This is a genomic window from Cupriavidus neocaledonicus (genome assembly GCF_000372525.1).
Lineage (GTDB): Bacteria > Pseudomonadota > Gammaproteobacteria > Burkholderiales > Burkholderiaceae > Cupriavidus > Cupriavidus neocaledonicus.
Map to the genome: position 1 here is coordinate 1 of NZ_AQUR01000078.1, position 22,021 is coordinate 22,021.

Below are 22,021 nucleotides of genomic sequence, written 5' to 3' on the forward strand. Positions count from 1 at the left end.
ACTGTCCACACCATGCGGCTCTGGCAGCAATGCTAATCCGCGTTTGATTCCTCACGGCGGGCCAGCCTCTGCCTCACGGAAAGTCATAGTGTCTTAACGTTCTGAAGGACCCTCAGTCACCCCGCAGATCGGCGATGCACCTGTTTCAAGCCCCGCCCCCCTCCCCACCCGCCGGCAGTCCAGTTGACTGAATGAGCTTTGCTTGGGCGGCAAGCCGAACACTGCCTTCTGAGTTTTGGTGACGAACAAGAACGCGCGACACTATCGACATAAGCAGCCCCGGCGGCGGCTCAGCCAGCAATAACCGCAGCGCCATCTTCCGCTTCTCGATGCGGGATGCTTGCGCGCGGGCATGATGTCACCCCTGCGGTTCCTGTGCGTCGCCGGCCGCCGCACGTAGGCGCACCTCGCCGTCTCGGCGGTGTATATGCAGTTCCGCGCGCTCTCGTTTGGCCAAGATCCATCCTGCCGCTATGGCCGCTTCCAACGTTGGAAACTGTTGAGGCACGGAGAAGCTCCCGGATTCCAGCGCCCAACCAGAGCCTGCTGGGATAACGCGAATGATTCGCGCCTGCATATCGTCCCCTAGCGAGGTAGGGCCCGAAAGAAAGCGCCCGCTAAGGGCGAGCGAAAGTCGGACGGGCGAACGCGTTCGACAGGATCGATATTGCCCACCTACGCCCTGCGTAGCAAGTCCCCACTCAAGAGGTAGGGTTGTACAAATGCATCACGCCTTGATGTTCCGGGGGAATTCCGGTCTCCATGCGGTGCGGTGTCCGGCATTCACTCCGTCCCGGCGGGCAAGGGCGTGAATGATAAGCGCGCGGTGCATGATGAGTTCCTTGAGGCTGTCGCGGATGCTGGCTCGAATTTGCTCGGCGCTTGTGCTGTCGATTCCGTCGCGCGTCAACTGCGCAATTCGCTGCTCCTGCGCTTCAAGGCGCTTTCCTAGGTACTGGATGGCCTGGTCCGTTTCGTCCAGGTCAGCGAGGTCGTCCTCTATGCTGCGCGTGACTTCTAATCCCGCTTGCATAATGAGCTCCACCGATGAGTACGTTCTATGATAGGTCAGGGACGAAGGCGTCGGTATCCGGCGCCGTAGGACAAAAAAAGCCCGCTCAAGGCGGCTACGGGATGTACCGAGAGAGGTCAACTCGCAACCCCTTTATTCTCGTGGCTACATGATACTTGGGATACCCCTGGAGTTGACCCGTTTTTTTTGGACACTGCCTATCTTTAACCGCCCGCTAGGTGCCCATATGCACGAGCATCGTATGCCGTACGCCGCGGCGTTTCGGCAACAGATGATTGACCTCGTCCATGCCGGACGTACGTCGGACGACCTGGCCAAGGAATTCGAACCCACCGCCCAGACGATCTATAACTGGTGGTCGAAATCGACGCATGGCGCAGGTTGTCGCGCACGGCACTGAGTTCGACGCCCTTGGCCAGCGCGTGCGTGGCGTGGGTATGCCGCATCCAGTGGGGCGTAGCGCGGCGGAGTTTTTCGGCCAGCGGCGGGTGATCGCTGGCGAGGTTCTCCGCAGCCAGGCGGAAGAACCGGCGCATGACCTCCCAAAGCCGTAGCGCCGTGATGCCGGACCCGCTCCCGTCCAAGCTACCGACCAGCGGCGTGGCGGGTTCCCAGCGGGCGCGACTGATCGGCAAGCCGCGCTCCTGCAGATGGCGCTCAAGCGCGACGCGCGCCAAGGGTGTCAGGGTCACCTTGGCTGGCTTGCCGCCCTTGCCGACGACATGCAGCCAATGATCGCCGGCGGCGTCGACCTCGACATTACGTAGCATGGCCTGGGTCAGTTCGCTGATGCGCAGCCCCGTGGCATAGCCGAAGTCCAGCAGGAAACGCAACCGCTGCGCCGCCAGGGCGTCCCATCCGTACGACCATTCGAGCCCATTGGCGATGGCGCGCACCAGCAGCCATTCCCCTTCGGTAAAGGCGTGGGTCGTGGCCACCGCCTTGGTGTGCTGGCTGCCGCGCACCTTGATGCCGGCAAAGGGGTTGGCGACGACATAGCGCTGCTCGACGAGCCAGCGGAACATGGCACTGAGCACTGCGAGCGCTTGCGCCACCGAGCGGGCCGACAGGTTGCCCACGAACGGCCGCCAGTCTGGCGCCGTGCGCGGCCGCGGCGGTCCGACCCAGCGCTCACGCGGTGACGGCTTGCGCAGGAAGGCGCGGTAGTCGGTCGCATCCTTGGTGGTCAGCGAGGACAGTGCCTTGCCCCGCGCGACGATGGCCCACAGGATCAGCCGTTCGGCTTCCTTGCGGTAGGCGCGCTGGGTGGCCGGGGTTTCGTGCAACGCGAGCCAGGCCTGGATGGCCTCGTAGTCGTTGTCCGCGCCCAGGATGCAACCTGACACGGGCGCGCGAAACGCCCCCGCGGAACCATCAACGTCCTGGGGCACGTGCAGGATCTCCCACGGGGCGACATCCGACCGCTGCCCGGCAACGACCAGCGCGCGGGCGCGTTCCGTGAGTGCCGGGTGCGCGGCGAAGAAGGCCTCGATGCGCCGGGCACTGGCGGGCCCGAGCCTAGGGACGGCGGTCCACCATTGCCGCCGGCGCGGGATGCGCACGGTGAGATCGGCCAGCGTACCTATTTCTGCGGCGCGCAGGACACGTACCGCGCGTGGCGGCAGCCATCGCGCAATGTCGTCGCTAATTTGCGGCATGGGAAGGGGCAGCGTGCGCAGTTGCTCGACCGCCTGCGCCGCGGCCCTGGCATGGCGCTGACGTTGATCTGCCGGGCCTTCGAACGGCGCCGCCAGATCGGGGCGCTGGCGTTGGCGCGCGTAGTGGGCGAGTTGCCGCCGGATCTGCCCGATGAGGCTGCGGGCCGACTGGCCCGCAGCGAGGTGATTGCCAAGCTGGTCGGCGAGGTAGTGCGCGGCGGCCTGTCGGGAAGAAGCCCCCTCGTACCAGGCGCGCAGCGCGGCCAGTGCCGCGGTGTCCGGGAAGCCGTCGGGGGTGGGAAGGTGTCGGGGCATTTCGGCGTGAGCGAGTTTGGTACCAAAATAGCAGTACAAGGATAATAACCCTTATCTCGGTACTTACATTTTTCGAGACCTTGCCGGTTCATTGGCACACCCCCCGGGATGCGCGAGGTTCATTCGCGCAACGCGAGTGGCACGCAGAAGAAGATAAACGAAGGGTTGGCCGGGATTCGAAAATCCGCCGCATCTCATCCAACCCACTGATTTTTAAAGCAAATTAGCAGCGGACAAGGCCAGCTAACGCTGGACCCGCGCTATGCGCCGCGGGCTGTGCTCACCTTGGTTCTTGGATTGCTGGTGTCAGTGATCCAAGCGAGCGCCGGCCAGCCGCATATTTGCCGGAGAGGCATGGCGACTTCATGCTGCTTTCAACCACCCGCCTGCCCTGTCTTCCAGGTCAAATGTAAGCAGTCTTCTAACGACGCCCCTCAGAGTTGCAGCGTGAGGCGCAAGATTCAGTTGGGCTCAGCAGGCATGCTCCACGGCAGCAACGCCATGTAGTCGTCGGCGGTTTGTGCGAGCGGAAGGCGCTGGAAGCACCAGGTCAGATAGCGATACGGCTCGATGCCATTGGCCCGACAGGTCTCGATGAGCGAGTAGAGGTTCGCGCTGGCCTTTGCGCCGGCGACGGAGGTCGAGAACAGGAAATTTTTGCGGCTGACCACGAATGGCCTGATCGCGTTTTCAACCGCGTTGGTGCTAATCGGCCAATCCCCATTCTCGACGTAGCGAATGAGCTTGGGCCACTGCCCATGCAGGTATTGCAGCGCCTTTCCAAGCAGGCTGCCAGGCACTACGTTTGGCAACTGTTCGAGCAGTAGTTCCTCGATGGCCGCCAGCACGCACGCGCTGTAACGCCGACGCAGGCGCTGTCGCCGCGCTGACGACCAGTCGGCTGAGCGCGATTCCGCGGCGAACAACTTGCCGATGAGTTTAATGAAGCGCGTGGCCGTCAATTGCGGCGTGCGCAGGGCCTTGGGCACAGCCTCCTCTGCCTTGATCACGGCACGTCGCGCGTGGGCCCAGCAACCAAGGTGAATGAGCTGGTGCTCGATTGCCAAGCCGTTGTAAAGCTCGTAGCCATCGGTTATCAACGCCGCACCTGGACGGATGCCAGCATAGATTTCCTTGGCGTGTTTGGCGCCGCGTCCCGACGCGTAGCTGAACAAGCGCACGGGCGGCCCGCAGCCATTCATTTGCGCCCACATGTAGCTCTTCGTCTGTGGTCGCCGGCCCGGCTCTTTCAGGACCTGGAGGGTCGTCTCGTCGCCGTAGATGATGTCAGACTCAAGCAGCGTGTCGCGCAGCAGGTTGATCACCGGCTGCACGGCCTGGCCCACGCGCACCATGCTGGCGGCGATGGTATTCGCCGAGATGTCGCCGCCGAAGCGGCGCAGCAATGCGGCCTGGCGATACAGGGGCATGCCGAACTGGTACTTGCCGGTGGCAATCCAGGCAAGAGCCGACTCGGTGAACAGGCCACGGGGGATGATACGCCGCGGGGCCGGCGTGACCTTGATGCCCAGATCGCAGCACGGGCAGGCGCGCTTGACGCGCTGGTGCTGGATGACACGGACCTGTTCCGGGATCACGTCCAGTTGTTCGCTGATCTCGACGCCGATCTCGACCAGCGCGTGGCCATCGTTTGCACAGAAGCGCTCGGACTCGGGCAGGTCGTGACGCACCACTTCACGTGGCAGATTGGGATCGAGGGGCTTGCGTCCACGCTTCTTGCGGGTGTGAGAGGCGACCTTCGTGCCGGGCACGTCTTCCTGTGCAGGCTGTGCGTTGGCGGAGAGTGCTTCGGCCTCGTTGAACAGCCCGAGCTGGCCCGCATCACGCGCTTCGCTCTTGGCACCGAACAGTTCGCGCCGATAGGCACGCAGTCGTTCTTCTGCCAGATCTCGTTCAGCCTTTACCAGGCGCAACTCACCCTGAAGTACCTCACGTTCGAGGCGGAGCTGGCGCGCTGCGTCGCGTTCTGCGAGCAGCTCCTCGAGTTCCTCAGCGGTGATCGTGACGTTGACGGGCATGTCGGCTTGGACCGGCATGCCCGTGTGCGAGTTCAGCTCGTTCGCACATATATGCGCTGGGGATGCTTCTTGATGACTGCGATGTCGATGCCGTCCAGCAACCAGTGCAACTGCTCGACGGTGAGCTTGACGATGTCAGTTGCGTCGGGCCAAGCAAACCTATCTGCCTCCAGCCGCTTCATCAGGACCCAGAAGCCGTTGCGATCCCAGCCAAGAATTTTTATCCGGTCGCGTCGGCGATTGCCGAACACGTACAGTGCCGGCGACATCGGATTGAGCAACATCGCCTGCTCGACCAGGATCGACAGGCCGTTGATGCCAACGCGGAAATCCACGGGATCGCGATGCAGGAATACCTTCAGGCTGTCGTCGAACCGGAACACGGCAGCCTCCCAAGCATCTGAATGATCGCCGCCAGTTCCCCAATGTGTGCCTCGCCCAGATCGAACTCGACACCATTGGGAAGCCGCACATGCAAAGCAGCGGCCGCCATTGCCCTGGGTTGTGGCGATGTCGCCAATGGCGCAGGTGCCGCGACGACCGGCACAAACGCAGCATGAGCCTTGCTTGCCAAGGCGTCGCTGGCAGGCTGGGCAGGGACATCGAGACAAACCTCGTCAAGGCTGTCCACACTCGGTGCGTGATGCTGCTGCGAAGGCCCGGCCCAGGCCTGCTGCTCTCGTTCTACCAGATACCGCGCGATCCATTTGCGCAGCAGGTTGGCATTGACGCCGTAGGTCTGCGCCATCCGGGCGACCGATACGCCTGGCTTCAGGCAGGCCTCAACCAGCGTGCGCTTGCTTTGCTCGTCGAACTTGCGACGGCCATCCTTACGTGACTCAATGACTCTGAGTTCAGGGATCTTCTCTTCCATGGTAGGTGTCCACCTCGTTGTAGGTGGACACCATCATCCCTACTCACCGATTACCTTGGTAGGGCGTCAATGAATGACTGCTTACGGTCAAATGCACGCATGGAGCGCCGTGCCATGCGGTACACACAGCGGTTGCAAATGCTGGATTAGTTCAGCGTTTGCTCCGACCAGCATCCCGCATGGCATGTCTTTCGATCAAGATAACGATTCTGTGGTCTAGGACGGCATGCCCCCCAGCTTTCGATCTTCGTCTTCCGTGGGTACCTGTTGTTTCGCTCTCCGGCTATAAGCCCAGCGGTACAAGAGCGGCAGTACCAGCAGGGTTAGCAGCGTGGAGGACACAATGCCGCCGATCACCACCGTTGCCAGCGGCCGTTGCACCTCGGCACCGGCGCCGGTTGCGATGGCCATTGGAATAAAACCGAGCGACGCCACCAGCGCCGTGCAAAGCACGGGCCGAAGGCGCAGCAGCGCACCGTCGCGCACGGCTTCCGGCACAGGTCTCCCCTCGTCGCGCAACTGTCGGATGAACGAAACCATCACTAGGCCATTCAGCACCGCCACCCCGGACAGGGCAACAAAGCCCACACCCGCGGAAATCGAGAAGGGAATATCGCGGAGCCAGAGCGCAATGACGCCGCCGGTGAGGGCAAAGGGCACGCCGGTAAAGACCAGCAGCCCGTCCTTGACGCTCGCGAACATCCCATACAGCAATAGCAGGATCAGGCCAAGCGCAACGGGTACCACGATCTTGAGCCGATTCGACGCGGATTGCAGCTGCTCATACTGCCCGCCCCAGACGGACCAGTAGCCAGCCGGCAGCTTGACTTCACTGGCCATGCGCGACTGCGCATCCTGCACGAACGAGCCGAGATCGCGTCCGCGCACGTTGGCGGTGATCACGACACGCCGTTTGCCGTTCTCGCGACTCAGCTGATTGGGGCCCTGCGTGACTTCAAGCGTCGCAACATCACCGAGCGTGATGAAGTTCGGCGCCGCATTGCCGCCATTACCTCCATTGCCGATCGGGATGGGTAGCATCCTGAGCCGCTCGGGATCGGTCCGGACATGCTCCTGCAGGCGCACTACGATATCGAAGCGGCGATCACCTTCGAACAGCGTGCCGCTGTTCTGCCCGCCGATTGCAGCATTGACGAGGCGCTGTGCGCTGGCTTGAGTAATTCCATAGCGTGCCAGCTTCTGACGGTCGAAGTTGATCGACAGCATCGGCAGGCCTGTCAATTGTTCTGCCTTGACGTCTGCGGCGCCCGGAATCGACTTCAGGACCGCCTCGGCCCGTTTGCCAAGGCTTTCCAGTGTTTCCATGTCGTCGCCAAACACCTTGAATGCCACATCGGCACGGACGCCAGACAGCAACTCGTTGAAGCGCATCTGGATCGGCTGCGTGAACTCATAGTTGTTGCCGGGAATTCGCTTAACCGCGGCCTCCATTTCGGCCACCAGCACTTCCTTGCGCTTGCCTGGGTCCGGCCACTCCGACTGCGGCTTCATGATGACGAAGTTGTCGGCCACGCTCGGTGGTACCGGGTCGGTGGCGATCTCCGCCGTCCCGATCTTGGCAAAGACCCGGTCCACCTCGGGGAAAGCCTTGACCCGTTTTTCAAGCGCCGTTTGCATCTGGATTGCCTGCGACAGGCTGGTGCCAGGGATGCGCAAGGCGTGCAGTGCGATGTCGCCCTCGTTCAGGCTGGGGATGAACTCCGAGCCCATGCGCATGGCGAGTGCGCCGCTGATGGCAAGCGCCAGGCCGGCGATGCCCAGCGCGATCACTGGCCGCCTCAGGGCACGGTCCAGCTGCCGTGCGTAGAAGTTGCGCACCGCTGCGTACGCGTTGCTCTCCCCCTCGTGGATCTCGCCCGTCAGGCTCATGGCAACGGCGGCGGGCACGAAAACCATCGACAGGATGATGGCCCCGGCCAGCGCGAGTACGACGGTGATCGCCATGGGGTGGAACATCTTTCCTTCCACCCCTGTCAGCGCGAAGATCGGAAGGTAGACCACCATGATGATCAGCTGGCCGTAAAGGATGGCCTTGCGGGCCTCCCGCGACGCTTCATAGACAACGGAGAACCGCTCCTCGCGCGTCAGCGGGCGCCCAAGCTCGCGCTGCCGCTCCGCCAGGTGGCGTATGCAGTTCTCGACGATAACAATGGCGCCATCGATGATGATGCCGAAGTCGAGCGCCCCAAGGCTCATCAGGTTCGCGCTGATGTTGTTGTTGGCCATGCCCGTCACCGTGAACAACATCGATAGGGGGATGACCAGCGCCGTGATGATGGCCGCACGCATGTTGCCCAGCAATACGAAGAGCACGGCGATGACCAGCGCAGCGCCTTCGAGCAGATTCTTGCTCACGGTGTTGATGGTCCGGTCCACCAGCGTGGTGCGGTCGTAGACCGCTTCAGCCACGATGCCGGCGGGAAGGCTGCTGTTGATCTCTTCCAGCTTCTTCGCCGCAGCCGATGCGACGGTGCGGCTGTTCTCGCCGATCAGCATGAAAACCGTGCCCAGCACCACTTCCTGCCCGTTCTCGGTGGCCGCACCGTTGCGCAGTTCCTGCCCCAGGTGCACCGTGGCCACGTCCCCGATGCGAATGGGTGTGCCGCCGCGAGTGTCGACAACGAGCGTCGCCAGCTCGTCGAGGCTGGCGACCTGGCCGGGCGAACGCACCAGGTACTGTTCGCCCTGGCGCTCGATGTAGCCGGCGCCGACGTTCGCGTTGTTTTCGGCAAGCGCCCGGGAAACGTCGGCCAGGGTCAGGCCGACGCCAGCCAGTTTGGTGAGGTTCGGCGTGACGTGGAATTGCTTGACGAAACCGCCGACCGAGTTGACCTCGGTCACGCCCTTGACGGTGCGAAGCTGCGGGCGGATGACCCAGTCCTGCACTTCGCGCAGGTCGGTCGGCGTGTAGGCCGCCCCGTCTTCCTTGCGCGCGCCGGGCCTGGCCTTGACCGTGTACATGAAGATCTCGCCAAGGCCAGTGGCAATCGGACCCATCGTGGGTGTGACGCTAGCGGGCAGGCGCTCGCGCGCCTCGGTGATCCGTTCGTTGACAAGCTGGCGCGCAAAGTAGATGTCGGTGCCATCCTTGAAGATGACCGTCACTTGCGACAGACCGTAGCGCGACACGGAGCGGGTCGATTCCAGCCTGGGCAGGCCCGCCATTACCGTTTCGATCGGGAACGTAATGCGCTGCTCGACCTCGAGCGGTGAAAAGCCCTCGGCGGCGGTGTTGATCTGGACCTGGACATTGGTGATGTCAGGTACGGCGTCAATGGGCAGCTTCAGCAGGCTCTGTACGCCGATGCCAATCAGCGCCAGCACGCCGAGCATCACGAACCAGCGGCGCCGGATCGAGAACTTCAGGAGTTTGTCTAGCATGATGCGCCTCAATGATCGTGCGTTGCGCCGGCCTTGCCGAGCTCTGCCTTGACGGTGAAGCTGTTGCCAGCGGCGTATTTCTCTCCGGGTGTCAGGCCGTCGAGGACCTCGACCATCTTGTCGTCGCTGCGGCCGAGTTCCAGCGGTCTGGCTTCCAGGTACTTGCCGTAGCGGCCGAACACGACCTTCCAGTCGCGGACCGTCTGGATTGCGCTCTTGTCCACGGCCACGGCGACTTCCTGCTCCTCGGTGGTAAGCGTGGTGTTCACCACGGTACCGGGCCGCCAGGCTCGCTTCGGATTCGGCAGGACCACGCGTGCGGTCGAGGTGCGCGTCTGTTCGCCGGCCAGCGGGCTGACCATTTCCACCTTGCCCTCGGCCTCGAGGGAGCCGTCGGTCGATTTCACGACAACCGCCTGACCGGGGCGTACGGCGGCCATGTCCTTCGGATACACGGGCAGTTCGACCCAGACGGTTTCGGTATCGGCAACCGACATCAGCACCGACCCGGCATCGACGGCCTGGCCCGGCGCGACCGACTTCGCGGTCACAACGCCATCAATGGGCGCGCGCAGTTCGACGCGCGCGATGTTGCCGCTGCCGCCAGCGGTCACACGCATGGCTTCCAGACTGCGCGCGGCCGCGTTCGCCGCGATCTGCGCTTCCCGGTAGGCCTGTCGTGCTGCCAGCACGTCTTGCTCCGGCGAGATGCGCTCGGCGAACAGCTTTTCTTCTCGCTCGACGGTCTTCCGGTACAGCTGTGCCTTGTCCCGCGCCACCGCCAGCGTGCTGCGCAGCTCGCCCACCTCGGGACTCTCCACGACCGCCAGCAAGTCGCCGCGCCGCACGCGCGATCCTTCATCGACGGGGATGGATACCACCGTGCCCTTGAATTGCTGCAGCAAGGGCACAAAGCGATCGGCGTTAGGCTTGACGGTGCCGGGAAGCTCCAGCACCGAACGGATGCGCGCGGGAGCGGCGGTCAGGACGTCCACGCCGGCCTCCTTCAATTGCGCGTCATCCATCTCGACGCGGGCCTCCACCTGCGAATACTTCCAGGAAGAAGCCTTCCCCTGGTAGTTGGCCGTCACGTTCACATCGAACGAATGCGGTTCGACGATGACTTTGTCGCCGCGCAGGTAATCGCGCTCGACGCGAAAGGCAATCGGCTCGGCCGGCCGGCNAAGCCGCTGCAGCGTGATGCTGGCCTGGGCTGCGCCAGGCGCCAGCGGCTTGCCGTCTTCATACAGATACAGGCGAAACTGCGGTGGCACGCCTTGCTCGAAAATGGTCACTTCAACCTGGAACTTGCCGTCACCAAGCAGGCGCCCACCGTGCGGGCCCCGTACGGCCTCCTCCGCTGTGGAGGTTTCTGCAATGGCCGCAACGCCGGGACTGGCGCCGCGGTGCGCAAGCTGGTATCCCGCGGCGGCGCCCAGCAGGAGCGTGACTACGGCAAGAGTGATGGCGGATCTCGTCTTCATTGTGCATCCCACTGTTGACTGGTCGGCGTCGCGGCGATTTCAAGCATTTCGTTCTTCAGTCGCTCATAGCGGGCCGCCGCGGCGATATACAGCGCTTCGTTGCGGAAGTAGTTGCGCTGGGCGTCTAGGGCTTCCAGATACGAGAATTTTCCAAGCTCGTAGCCTTTCATCACGGCACGGACGGTCTCGCGAGAGGCGGGCAGAACCTGATCCCGCAGTGACCGCAGCTCCTGTCCTGCCAGGGCGACGCCGTCGAGCAGCTCCAGTGTCCTGAGCTGCAACTGGTTGCGCGTGGCGTCGGCTTCGAGCCTGGCGCGGTCGACCTGCTGGGTGGCTTCGTAGATATTGCCCTGATTGCGGTCCAGCAGCGGCAGGGGAATGCCGACTGAAACCATCAGCGTGTTCTGCGCTGACTGGCCGGTGCTGGGCGGCTGGTGGATGCGCTTGACGCCCGCTGCGAGCGTGACGTCGGCAAACCGCCGCGCCCGCTCGAGTTCCAGCCGCGCTTCTTGCTCGCGAATGGCCTGTTGCCGCGCCAGGTATTCCGGGCGCTGCGGCATTCCTTGCAGGAGGGCTTGCCGGTCAGGCAGTGCCGCCGGCTCGCCGAACGGACCGCTCAGGTGCGAAAAATCCGGCGCCTCGGCGCGTCCCCACAGGCCGGCGAGACGCCTGCGGGCCAGGGCGGTGCGCTGCGCTGCATCCTGCGATTCGATCAGGGCAAGGCTGGCCTCCGAACCGACCTTTTCCCGCTCGATCGGCGAGACCTTCCCCGCCTCGACACGGCGCGAGACGGCACCGCGGAACTCATTGAAAACATCCACCTTTTGCTGTGCCAGGCGCTCGAGCGCTTCTGCCTCCTGCAGGCCGACAAAGGCGCTAGCGACGGCTATGCGCAATTCGACACGCCGCGCCGCCAGGGTGGCATCGGTGCGGTCGCGTCCTGCCTCGGCGACGGCGGTTCGTGCGCGGCGCTTGCCACTGATGTCGAGCGGCTGGATCAGGCGAATAGCTTCGGTGCGGCTGTCGCTACGTAGTTCGTCCCCCTCGAGGGACAGTTCGGGGTTGGCAAAGGCGCCGGCCTGGCGCACGGTGCCGTCCCAGGCAAGCCGATCCTTTTCAGCTGCGAGCAGCGATGGATTCGCCGCAAGCGCGCGATCCTGCGCGGCCTGCAGCGTGAGGGAGGTCTGTACGGATGCGAGGCTCGGGGGCGCTGTAACGCTACCGGCCTGCTGCTGGGCAAGAGCGAACGGTGCCAGCGCAAGGCATAGCGCGGCCGACGCAGTCGCACGCAGCCCACGCGGGCATGGGAATGCAATCATGTTGTGATTCAGGAACGAGGGAGACGCGCCACTTCCCGGCTCGGCCAGGGTGTGGCGAAGGCAGTGCGCGTGCGGCGAGCCGCGCCCGGAGGACCTCAGGCGCGAGGTGGTTTGAATGGTTGGCTGTCCGGGTGATCGGCTAACAGATGGAAACGCTCGGGCAGCGGACCGCTGCGTGCAATCAGCGGGATGGGAACGGTAAGGCCCGAGCCAAGCGTGGCAGGCAGTTGCGCGAAGGCGTGCAAAGCGCCGTGCGGAATGCCGGAGTCGTCATCATGCTCCGGTTCGGCGACCGCCATGATGAATTCTTCCGCCGCATGGCTATCCATCCCTGCAGCCTCCAGCGCGTGCTCCATTTCGTGATGCAGCCATTCGTGCGACGCAGCCAGGCTCGCGCCGCAGTTCAGGATGAACAGCAGCGTGACCATGCGAACCACGAATCGCGAAAGCAGGCGTTGCACGATGGGCGTCTTGTTGGCTGGTTGGAGGGTCGATAGTCAGCGGTCAGACATGCTTTGGAAGATTCTGGCCGCTATTCTGTGCAAACAACGCGCAACAGGCAATCATGGCGAGCCGGATGCCTGTTCTAGTGATGATTCGGCCACTTTGGGTGGAGATCATCAATCGTAAATGGGTGCCGATGGCTGTGATTGCCCGTGCGCTCGCCCTCAGCCAGATGTTCTTCAAACGCCTCATCCTCCGGGTGGCTATGCGTGAGAACATCGTGATCCTTGGCTGGCCACGACCGCCAGGCGATGATTACACCAAGCGCTGTCAGGACGGCCAGGACGGCAAAGGTCGGCGCCATGCCTAGTGCGGCGCCAAGCTGGCCAGCCAGCGGGTAGGTGACCAGCCAACAGGCGTGTGACAACGAAAATTGGGCGGCGAAGACTGCGGGACGGTCGGCAGAGCCTGCCGAGCGCCGCAGCAACCGTCCGCTGGGCGTCAGCGTCATCGAATAGCCAACACCGATTGCGAACCAGGTTAGGAGAAACGCTGGCCATTCGACTGGCGCCGCTAGTCCGGCGACCGTGATGCCGGCAAATAGGCCTATCGCCATGATCGACGCACCGGCCAGCATGGCGGGGCGGTCAGGCCGCTTGTCGAGATGCTTCGGCAGCAGCAGCGCCACCAGCATCGAACCGCATCCGAACGCCGCCAGCGCAAACGGCACATCAGTGCTAGGCCGCTGCATCTTGCTCTGCACGTAGACGACCGTATTCACGATCACCATCGAACTGGCTGCCGCCGCGGCGAGATTGAGCGCGAGTAGGCCGCGCAGCCTTGGCGTGCGCAGGTAGATCGAGATGCCGTGAAACGTCTTGGCATAGATGCTCCCGGTTCGCTCAACGGCCCGGGACTGTGGCAGCCGCACTGATATGACCAGCGCAGCCGACGCCAGAAAGCCGACGACGGTGCCCGCAAACAGCCAGTGGAAGCCGATCACCGTCAACAGCGCCGCGGCCAGCGCCGGGCTGGCTAGGCTCTCCAGGTCGTAGGCCAGCCGCGACAGCGACAGTGCTCTTGTGTAGTCCTTCTCCTCGGGCAGCACGTCGGGAATGGTCGCCTGGAAGGTCGGCGTGAACGCTGCCGAGGCGGATTGAAGCAAGAGGATGAGGATATAGATCTGCCAAGCTTCGGTCACGAATGGCAGCGATAGGGCGACACCGGCGCGGATCAGGTCCATCGACACCAGGAACGCCCGCCGCGGCAGCCGGTTCGCAAACGCACCCACGACCGGCGCGATGCCGACATAGGCCACCATCTTGATCGCTAGGGCCGTGCCAAGGACGCTCCCGGCGTTCGCACCCGCCAGATCATAGGCCAACAGCCCCAGGGCGACAGTCGCGAGGCCCGTGCCGACGAGCGCAATGACCTGGGCCAGGAACAGATGCCGATACGTACGGTTGGACAAGACATCCAGCATGACTGCGATCCCTAAAAATACTTGCTGATGGTCTTGAACTCGCGCAATGCCTCATCTGCGCTGCGGGTGCCGGAGCGAATCGCGTCGTCAAGGCAATGATCGATATGGTCATGGACCAGCGTTTTCTTGGCACTCGCCACCGCGGCTTCCACGGCCTGCAGCTGCTGGGCAACCTCAACGCACGGCCGTTGCTCTTCCAGCATGCCGATGATGCGCCTGAGGTGACCTTCGGCGCGCTTGAGGCGCTTGATAATTTCGGGGTGCGTGGCGTGCGTCGACATGGCGGCTCCAATCCTGGGGGGGAGGATACCATATGCCTGCTGTCCAAGTGAAAGGCCGGCTGCGGTGAAGCTTATTGACGATGCTGGCGGTCCTCATCATCCGCCGCTTTCTTACCGTCCTCGTCGACTTCTTCGCCACCGCCATGGATCGGATACTCCAGCGCCGCGACCGCGATGATTGCGGCCAGCACTGCGGTGATCCAGTCCAGCAAGTCCACAATGGGCAATTGAGTCGTTTGACCCGACGTGTGCATCGGGAGGTCATAGGCGGATCTTCAGCAAGCCGCAGGCGACCAGCGGGTGCTGCCCTAGCCGTACGCCATCGGCGCGGCCAGCCAGGAGCGGTGTCCAGCCGGACTGCAGCGGGAAACACCGTGCGGAGGGGCCGACCTGCTATCAATTCGGCGGCAGCTGGCCTCCTGACTCGATCGGCCGCGGACCCTGGTGATCGGCATCGCCTATTTCTGCGTGGCAGCCTCAGCATCCAATGCCTTCTTCACTGCCTTCGCCAGTGCCAAGGCAGTGCCCTTTCCCCAGTAGTGCAGAAACATGTAGCGTGGCTGCTCGTTTGCCATATGCTGGTGAATGGCCACAATGTTGATGCCTTCGGCACGCATGGCCTTCAGGACCGGCTGCAACTCGCTTTCCAGCATCGCGAAGTCGCCATCGACCACCGCTTCGCCGTCGGTGCCCGCAAATGCAGCCCATGTATTAAGGCCCATTTCATTGCCAATCGGGATGCCATGCATGCTCGCTTGCCGCCCCACCACGATCTTGAACATACCGTTGTTGACCTGTCCTTTCGTTCCAAACACAGCCTCCAGGGGCGCGGGGCTGATCTTGCTTTCCTTCGCGATTGGGCCAGCAAACATTACTGCCGGCGTGGGATTTCCGGCGCGAATCTCGCCGATCTTGTCGTAGACCTTCTTTACCGCGCGGGCAAGCGTGGCAACGTCGCCCATTCCCCCGATGTGCATGAAATACACTTTGGGTTGGTCGAAGAAGAAATGATTATGTAGCGCGGTGACTTCCAGGCCAGCGTCAAGCGCCGCGCTCATGGCCGGATTGACTTCGTCTTCGAAGACGACGGTGTCCCCCATCAGCATTGCTTGATTGCTGGTAGCCGGCGTGAACGCTGCCCACGAGGTTAGCCCCATGAACGGCGGCATGGTCCATCCGTCCACCTGGACTTTGATATCGCCGCGAGGCTTCGATACCTTGAAGACATTCTCTTCTCTGGAAAAGGTGCCCTTCAAGCCCGTAAGCTGCTCGATCTGTGCAGTGTCGAGCGTGGGCCTCTGTGCGACCTGTGCCTGGGAGACACCGTGCAGGCTGAGCGCCGCAAGGAGCGCGAGTGCGAATCGTCTTGGCATTGTCATGTTCCACTCCTCGTCGTTCAGTGAATCGGCGCCGCGCCTGGCAGGGCTTACCTGGTCGGCGAGCCATCGAACGAGAGCGCATCAAACAGCGTCACGCTGTCAGCCTTGGTCCAGACGCCGACGGCCCCCGTCCCGGCGATGTGGCCGTCGGCCACGTCGATATATCGCTTACCATCTAAGGCCACCTGGATACGGTTGCCCGTAAAGTCCACGCGCAGCGTATGCCAGACCCGGGCGGCGACGGGCGCCGCCCGATACTGGATAGTGTGCCGACGTCCGCCCGTGGTGTAATACAGCGAAATGTTGTTCTCAAGAGCGTTCGCCCGAGCGACGTAGTAATTGTTGCCGTCCTTCCAGCGCCAGACGACGCCACCTGCTTGGTCTTCGCGGCCGTCGACAGGCTTGAACCTCACCTCCACGAAGCCGTCGGCCAGGGAAACGTCCTGTTTCACACACCAGGGGAAGTCGCCGACGCCGGATTGCCTGAGCACGTTGCTGAGGTCTGGGCCCGTCGTATCGCGTTCAATTGACCACTTCGGATTGCCATGTCCCGTGACGCCGTACACCCAGCCGGCGGGCAATACGCCGGGGCGCTGCTGGTTGAACAGGATAGTCTCCCCCATGGCCGGTGTGGCAGTCCCCAGCAAGAATGCAATGAGGAGAATCGGCTTCATGTTGCAACTCCTCGATGATGATGAGCGCGGCGCTCAGGCAGGCAGCTTCGGCGGCCAGCGGTGGGTTTCGGCCTGGCAGTGCTGGCACCACGCATAGAGGGCGTCGTACATCACCATGCCATGGCTGAGCATCTCATGATCGTCGGCAAACACGCGCGAGAGGCCAAGGGATATCGCATAGAGCCCGCTGGACTGCGGCGTCAGGTCGAGCTTCGGCGTATCGGCGCCGCGCACGATCTCCGCCAGTTGCTGCAAGGCGGGATCAGCCAGGCGGTACTTGTCCAGAAAAGCGTCAAAGCTGCACAGCTCACCGACATGCGACAGCTCCACGCCGGGGATGTCATAGGGAATGGCGCCGGTCTCGTCTGCCACGTGCAAAACGTCACCGGCGGGCACATAGAGAAATTCCGGAGTCTCGTCAATGAACCGGGCGATGAGCCACGGGCAAGCGATGCGGTCGATCTTGAGGCGCTCCCGGGTAATCCATTTCATGTCGGTCTCCGCTCTGGTTCGTCGAGATGTTGGCTAGATCTAGGCGGGCGGGATTGTCCCCGACTACTTGCTCACGCCTTCGAAGCGATCGGCGACCCTTGCCCAATGGATGTTCTGCATGAACGCATCGACGTAGGCCGCAGCTTTCGCACCATAGTCCATGTGGTAGGAATGCTCGTACATATCCAGCGCCAGGATCGGCGTCGCGCCAGCCAGGGTATGGGCGTGGTCGGAAGCCCACTGGTTGACGAGCCGACCGTCACGCGGGGAGTAAGTCAGCAGCACCCAGCCCGAGCCGCCGCCGAGCGCCTTGCCCATCGCAGTGGACTCTGCTTGCCAGCGCGCGACAGAGCCGAAATCGCGCACGAGCGCCGCTTCCAACTCGCCGCCCAGGCTGCCGTCGCCGAGGCTGTCGAAGTACACCTCATGCAGGATCATGGAATTCGTTGCAATCAGTTCTTCGCGCTTCAGGCCATTCAGCACAAAGACCGGCGCGGCGGCGACGTCGAGTGCAGAGAGCTCCGCAGCGATCGCGTTCAGCCGCTTCACCGCACCGCCATAGTTGTTTTCGTAATGGCTGACAATTAGTTTCTCAGACAGTCCCGAAAGCCGGGCCGGATCGCATGCCAACGGTTTCATTTCGTAGCTCATGGTGTCCCCTGGTTCGTTTGGTTCAGTGGTGCAGCACTGGATAAACGGCGAGGCCGATCAGCGCGGCGCCGGTGATGATGACCGGTTCAGGCAGCTTTTTGAATTTCAGCAGCAGCGCGACCGTGCCCAGCGCCAGCAGGATGGTCGGCACGTCGACAATCGAGCGCTTGGCCAGCACGAACACTGCACCGGTGATGGCACCAATCGCAGCCGCCGTGACGCCATCGACAAAGGCCAGGATGCCCGGCAGTTTTCCGTACTTCTTGAAGTAAGGGGCTGGCAGCACGGTGAACAAATAGCAGGGCAGGAACGTTGCCAGTGCCGCCACGCAGGCGCCGGGCAGGCCGGCCACCAGGTAACCGATGAAGCCGACCGTGATGACCACCGGGCCGGGCGTGATCATGGCCACGGCCACCGCATCGACAAACTGCTTTTCGTTAAGCCACTGGTATTCCGTCACGACACCACCGTAGAGGAAGGGCACGATGGCAAGACCCGAGCCGAAGACGAAGGCGCCTGCCTTGGCAAAGAACACACCGACCTGGGTCAGCAGCGGCCAGTCCAGCGTGCTCAGCAGGCCGCTTGCGGCCGGCACCTGCGTTCCCACCAGCGCATTGGCGCCGCTCTGGCGCAGCCATTTGGGTGGGGCGCGCCAAAACCAGGCAAGCACGCCGGCTGCCAGGAACAGCCAGGCGATTTCGGACTCCGTGACAATGGTCACCGCAGCCAGCACCAGGTAGATTGCCCACAGCAGCTTGTCCTTGCCCACACTCTTTGTGGTCAGCTTATAGGCGCTGATGGCGATGATGCCGATGACGGCGGCGCCCACACCATAGAACACCGATTGCATCCAAGTGAGGCCGCCAAACCGGACGTAGGACCAGCCGAGCGCCAGCACCATCAGGAACGATGGCAGCACGAAGGCCAGGCCGATCAGCGTGGCACCGAGGACACGGTAGTGGACGTAGCCGAGGTAGATCGCCAGTTGCGCCGCCATCGGTCCGGGCGCCAGTTGTGCCAGCGCGATGCCTTCCTTGTAGTCGCCATCGGCGATCCATCCCCGCCGCTCGACCAGGTCGCGGTGCATATAGCCGGCCAGCGCCACCGGCCCGCCAAAGCCAAAGGTGCCAAGGCGGAGGAAATAGAGCACGAGCTGCCAGAGGGTGTAGGCAGGACGTTCCGAGATTTCCGGCGATGTCATGCCGGCTTGTTGCATGCGACTCATAACGGGTCCTGGGAGAAGGTTGAAGTCAGGGTCTCTTGTGGGTGGAGAAGTGTGCGTAAAGCGAATCCAGCACCGTGCCGATTTCTGCCAGCAAGGCGTCATCATCCTTCAGGCGCCCTCGTGCACCGCCCAGCATGGCTTCAAAGCCGCTGGCTTCCGGGACCGAAAGGCCGCCAATGTCCAACGCATGAACCATGGTGCCGAGTCGGCTGAGTTCGCGGTCGGATTCGAGGCCGAAGCTCGATAGCAGCACTTCAAATGAAACGCGCTCACCCACGTGTGTGAAGGTCGCGCTGTCGAAATCGAAGCCCAGCGCATCGTCCGGGCATTCGGCCGGACTGTCCAGCCACAGGAAAAACGGGCGTGGGGATCGATAAAGCGCTGGATCAGCCAGGCACTTGCCACGCGGTCGACCCAGAGGTGGCGGCGCGTAGCCCAAAGCCGTCCTTGGTACTGGGCGGGATCGCGCCGTGCGATGGTTCGCGTGAGCGCGTGCGGTTCGCCCGGGGACTGGGTGGTCTCGATGGCGCGGCTGAAGTCATTCCACTGGGCTTCGGCACGGGTCGACGCCTCATTGGGGAAGAAGTCGATCGTGCGGATCGCTTCGTAGGCGCGCCCGTGTCGACGCAGCAGGCGGTTGAGTTCGACACTGTTCAGGCCGGAGAGCGTCTTGCGGGCTTCGGACAGCGCAGCCTGCAGTTCTGCGTAGTCAGCGCTGCGGTCAAATAATGCGCGGAAAGCGGCCTCTTCCTCCGGATTCGCGGCGCGGACATTCAACAGCCAGGCCTGGCCGTCTTCCTGCCGGGCCTCATCGGCCAACTCGCGCAACTGGGCAATCTGCTCATCGCCTGCAGGCAAGAGATAGGCGCCGTCACGCAGTGCGGCGCTACCAATTGTCTTGATCGCGCGCCAGATCCGCATCCGGACGGTGGCGCCGGAGTTTGGTAGCGTGACGACCAGCAGGACCCAGGAATCGATGATTGCAGTCATGAGCGCATGTTAGAAGTCCATAACTCACATTTCAATGATGTAGATATCTCTACAAAATTCCTGCTTCGATGATGGTTTTATGCCTTATTTGCCATATCTCACTGTCAGCAATGTGCGTTAGACCTGCCGGTGATGGGCTCCGGATGGGCAATGGCATTCGAACGCAACCAGCGTTGTGAACGCGGCCTCGTACCCCGGAACACCGATGCCAAGGATCGGGCAAGCGGCAATCAGCCCGAGAGCGCCTTACGCAATACCCAGTCCTGCCAGACAGGTGCCCACAACACTGACGCCTCTGCGATTGATCACCCTGCCAACGAACGGCCCGAGCAGCGCAGTAGCGAAAAGCACAGCACTAAATGCAGCGAAACCGTCGGTGTCGAGACGCGGAGATCTCGAGCCACCGGCGTTGCAAGCATTGCCGGCGTAGCTTGGCAAGCACGCTACTGGTTGGCTCCGGGGCCACACCCGTTCCTTGACTTGTTATTCGACTTCGCCGCTATCGGTATCGCCGACCTGGGCGTCCAATTCATGGGCCATCGCAGCTACGGCCAGCGCTGTAGCTACCCCCGGCGAACCTTCCTTGCGTTCGCTGTACCGATCGGTCAGGTAGTGCCTTCTGTCGCAGACCAGTAGCGTAAATTTGTAGAGTTCCTCCATGACGTCGACCATAGTAGGAAGACGGCTTCATGCGACCGTCCGCGTCGAGGAGCCTCACCTCGATGCGCACTCGGGATGAGGAGAATTCGGTGCGGCATGTCGGCGGACGCGTCCCGGAGGTCTCCTCCGCGGTAGCCTGCCGTAAGGTGGGCGCGATGCGCGGCCGGCGCAGTGCTACCAGCCGCACCAGCATGAATGCAAGTTGCCGACACTGCTGCAGCGATGATCGTTGTGTTTCGTGTAGACGCTTGGGATCCTTATGGGGAGCAGCAGGCTGCGGCACCGGGAAATGGGTGTGCGAGGCTGGTTACGACAACGCCAGGTTGACGCTGCGGGGGCTGGCGCGCGCCGATGACGATCCCTTCGGCCTGCCGCGCGTGCACGTGCATTGCGGTACCAATATTCTCCGGTTTCTGCAGAAATGCCTGACGCGGCGCGAAGACAAGCGCGGGTATTGGCCCTGAATCTTTGATAGTAGATCCTGGGTTGTCGCTCCTCTATAACGCATTTAAGGGGGCAGCAGCACGTTACAGAGTTGACGGCTGCCAATAGTCGATTGGGCGGTCGGTCAACCGGGCACTTGGGGTCGATGTCAAAGTTGGGTTGCCGCACAGGCCGTCACCACGCCGAAAGCTACCGACAAAATCCGTCACTTCTTGCCGAGCGAGCTTTGAATCGTCTTGGCATGCTTAAGATGCGCCACGAATGCGGGGCGTATCTTCGCCAGTAACAATTTCAGCTCTTCATTCTTGGCGCCGGGAATCAACGTCTTGTCCATGACATCGAGCACGGCTTGGTGATAAATCACCTCGTTGTCGATATAAGCGCTATCGAACTCCGCTCCCTTAAGGCCTTTGAGCTTGTTTCGGTTTGTGTCGCCATCTGACTTGAGGCTTGCGCTGGTTGGATTGTCGTCGGGCTTTACCTTCAGCTTTTTGACGAGGGCGGTAGCGGAATTATTAACGCCGGTATGATCCACGATCATGTGTTGCGCGAACTCCTTGACATCTTTGGCAGACGCCTTACTTCTTGCCAATTTTCCGACGTCTATATCGACCTGATTAGCTGTGAGTACAATCGAGACAATTTGTGCATCGTTGACCGCTTCCTGAGCAAGCGTCGTCCCGGCCGGAATCAATAAGGCGACGGCCCAGGCGAAATTTGCAAGTTTCATCGAGTCCAATCCCTCCAATGGCCTGAGTTGGTATTAGTTTCGCCGGGCTTGTGCAGCGCTTCGTTGGCCCGCGAGTTCGGCCAAAACATCGTCAACCATGGCGGCCTCCTCCAAATATTCGTTCGCCACAAGGGCGTCTCGATGCACGGCCAGTAGAACTGGTGCCATTTGGCGTAGCACCGCAAAGGTATTCGTGACGCCGGTTTGCCAATCCTGGCCCGAAAGCATGGCTACCGCCTCCCGTGTTGCTTTCAGGGCCAATACGAGCATCTCCGCATCCCGGTGCTCGATGCCCTTATCGAGAAAAAATCGCGCGATGCTCGCGTGCTGTTCCGGCGTCCATTCGTCGCCGCTTTCCGGGATAGAGATATACACGCTTTGCTCCAGTTTCGCTGTCTGTAAATTAGCCAAATGCAGCTCAATGCAAGAAGGCACCGATACTTG

At 62.4% G+C, this 22,021-nt stretch carries 19 protein-coding genes and 4 pseudogenes; 1 reads left to right on the forward strand and 22 read right to left on the reverse strand.

What is annotated here, in order from left to right:
* Positions 1 to 358 precede the first annotated feature (358 nt).
* From A3AG_RS33210 to A3AG_RS0105810, 20 genes and pseudogenes are all read right to left on the reverse strand, one after another.
* Positions 359 to 577, reverse strand: coding sequence for a DUF2188 domain-containing protein (locus A3AG_RS33210; RefSeq protein ID WP_081610693.1), 219 nt, complete (start codon positions 575 to 577; stop codon positions 359 to 361).
* Positions 578 to 727: 150 nt separating this feature from the next.
* Entirely contained in the window at positions 728 to 1,033 is a 306-nt protein-coding gene (locus tag A3AG_RS31410; RefSeq protein ID WP_018004496.1) for a hypothetical protein, read from the reverse strand.
* A 350-nt stretch (positions 1,034 to 1,383) separates the two neighbouring features.
* Positions 1,384 to 3,006 (reverse strand): annotated as a pseudogene (locus A3AG_RS31415) (phage integrase family protein); the annotation flags it as partial.
* A gap of 461 nt (positions 3,007 to 3,467) precedes the next feature.
* The gene (gene tnpC / locus A3AG_RS0105730) at positions 3,468 to 5,045 is read right to left on the reverse strand and encodes an IS66 family transposase (protein ID WP_026163979.1); all 1,578 of its coding nucleotides are present in this window, start codon (positions 5,043 to 5,045) and stop codon (positions 3,468 to 3,470) included.
* A 32-nt stretch (positions 5,046 to 5,077) separates the two neighbouring features.
* Positions 5,078 to 5,428, reverse strand: a complete 351-nt coding sequence (gene tnpB, locus A3AG_RS0105735; protein ID WP_018004500.1) for an IS66 family insertion sequence element accessory protein TnpB — start codon at positions 5,426 to 5,428, stop codon at positions 5,078 to 5,080.
* A complete protein-coding gene (gene tnpA / locus A3AG_RS0105740) occupies positions 5,404 to 5,919 on the reverse strand; it encodes an IS66-like element accessory protein TnpA (RefSeq protein WP_018004501.1) in 516 nt (171 codons plus the stop codon). The genes tnpB and tnpA overlap by 25 nt, the downstream gene beginning before the upstream one ends.
* 216 nt (positions 5,920 to 6,135) lie before the next feature.
* A complete protein-coding gene (locus A3AG_RS0105745) occupies positions 6,136 to 9,321 on the reverse strand; it encodes an efflux RND transporter permease subunit (RefSeq protein ID WP_018004502.1) in 3,186 nt (1,061 codons plus the stop codon).
* 8 nt (positions 9,322 to 9,329) lie between these two features.
* The gene (locus A3AG_RS0105750; protein WP_018004503.1) at positions 9,330 to 10,805 is read right to left on the reverse strand and encodes an efflux RND transporter periplasmic adaptor subunit; all 1,476 of its coding nucleotides are present in this window, start codon (positions 10,803 to 10,805) and stop codon (positions 9,330 to 9,332) included.
* Positions 10,802 to 12,124, reverse strand: a complete 1,323-nt coding sequence (locus A3AG_RS0105755; protein ID WP_081610695.1) for a TolC family protein — start codon at positions 12,122 to 12,124, stop codon at positions 10,802 to 10,804. The genes A3AG_RS0105750 and A3AG_RS0105755 overlap by 4 nt, the downstream gene beginning before the upstream one ends.
* A gap of 95 nt (positions 12,125 to 12,219) precedes the next feature.
* The gene (locus A3AG_RS0105760; protein WP_145987500.1) at positions 12,220 to 12,585 is read right to left on the reverse strand and encodes a hypothetical protein; all 366 of its coding nucleotides are present in this window, start codon (positions 12,583 to 12,585) and stop codon (positions 12,220 to 12,222) included.
* 125 nt (positions 12,586 to 12,710) lie between these two features.
* The gene (locus A3AG_RS0105765) at positions 12,711 to 14,051 is read right to left on the reverse strand and encodes an MFS transporter (protein ID WP_018004506.1); all 1,341 of its coding nucleotides are present in this window, start codon (positions 14,049 to 14,051) and stop codon (positions 12,711 to 12,713) included.
* A gap of 11 nt (positions 14,052 to 14,062) precedes the next feature.
* Complete coding sequence (locus tag A3AG_RS0105770) at positions 14,063 to 14,332, reverse strand: metal-sensing transcriptional repressor (protein WP_018004507.1); 270 nt, start codon at positions 14,330 to 14,332, stop codon at positions 14,063 to 14,065.
* A gap of 71 nt (positions 14,333 to 14,403) precedes the next feature.
* Positions 14,404 to 14,544, reverse strand: a complete 141-nt coding sequence (locus A3AG_RS0105775; RefSeq protein WP_167332261.1) for a hypothetical protein — start codon at positions 14,542 to 14,544, stop codon at positions 14,404 to 14,406.
* A 246-nt stretch (positions 14,545 to 14,790) separates the two neighbouring features.
* A complete protein-coding gene (locus A3AG_RS0105780) occupies positions 14,791 to 15,711 on the reverse strand; it encodes a DUF1259 domain-containing protein (protein WP_018004509.1) in 921 nt (306 codons plus the stop codon).
* A gap of 47 nt (positions 15,712 to 15,758) precedes the next feature.
* Positions 15,759 to 16,385, reverse strand: coding sequence for a hypothetical protein (locus tag A3AG_RS0105785; protein WP_018004510.1), 627 nt, complete (start codon positions 16,383 to 16,385; stop codon positions 15,759 to 15,761).
* A gap of 33 nt (positions 16,386 to 16,418) precedes the next feature.
* Positions 16,419 to 16,877, reverse strand: coding sequence for a chromate resistance protein ChrB domain-containing protein (locus tag A3AG_RS0105790; RefSeq protein ID WP_018004511.1), 459 nt, complete (start codon positions 16,875 to 16,877; stop codon positions 16,419 to 16,421).
* 63 nt (positions 16,878 to 16,940) lie between these two features.
* The gene (locus A3AG_RS0105795) at positions 16,941 to 17,528 is read right to left on the reverse strand and encodes a superoxide dismutase (RefSeq protein WP_018004512.1); all 588 of its coding nucleotides are present in this window, start codon (positions 17,526 to 17,528) and stop codon (positions 16,941 to 16,943) included.
* A gap of 22 nt (positions 17,529 to 17,550) precedes the next feature.
* Entirely contained in the window at positions 17,551 to 18,729 is a 1,179-nt protein-coding gene (locus A3AG_RS0105800; RefSeq protein WP_026163980.1) for a chromate transporter, read from the reverse strand.
* A gap of 49 nt (positions 18,730 to 18,778) precedes the next feature.
* Positions 18,779 to 19,743 (reverse strand): annotated as a pseudogene (locus tag A3AG_RS31420) (chromate resistance protein ChrB domain-containing protein).
* 483 nt (positions 19,744 to 20,226) lie between these two features.
* A pseudogene (locus tag A3AG_RS0105810) lies at positions 20,227 to 20,449 on the reverse strand (arsenical resistance protein ArsH); the annotation flags it as partial.
* Between the two features lie 253 nt (positions 20,450 to 20,702).
* Between A3AG_RS0105810 and A3AG_RS34515 the strand changes: the two are divergent.
* Positions 20,703 to 20,867: pseudogene (locus tag A3AG_RS34515) on the forward strand (polysaccharide deacetylase family protein); the annotation flags it as partial.
* Positions 20,868 to 21,052: 185 nt separating this feature from the next.
* Here A3AG_RS34515 and A3AG_RS0105820 read toward each other — a convergent pair.
* Both A3AG_RS0105820 and A3AG_RS0105825 read right to left on the reverse strand, forming a co-directional pair.
* The gene (locus A3AG_RS0105820) at positions 21,053 to 21,577 is read right to left on the reverse strand and encodes a DUF4142 domain-containing protein (protein WP_020384436.1); all 525 of its coding nucleotides are present in this window, start codon (positions 21,575 to 21,577) and stop codon (positions 21,053 to 21,055) included.
* A 33-nt stretch (positions 21,578 to 21,610) separates the two neighbouring features.
* On the reverse strand, positions 21,611 to 21,952 hold the full coding sequence (locus A3AG_RS0105825) for a hypothetical protein (RefSeq protein ID WP_018004517.1): 342 nt from the start codon (positions 21,950 to 21,952) through the stop codon (positions 21,611 to 21,613).
* Between the last annotated feature and the right edge of the window lie 69 nt (positions 21,953 to 22,021).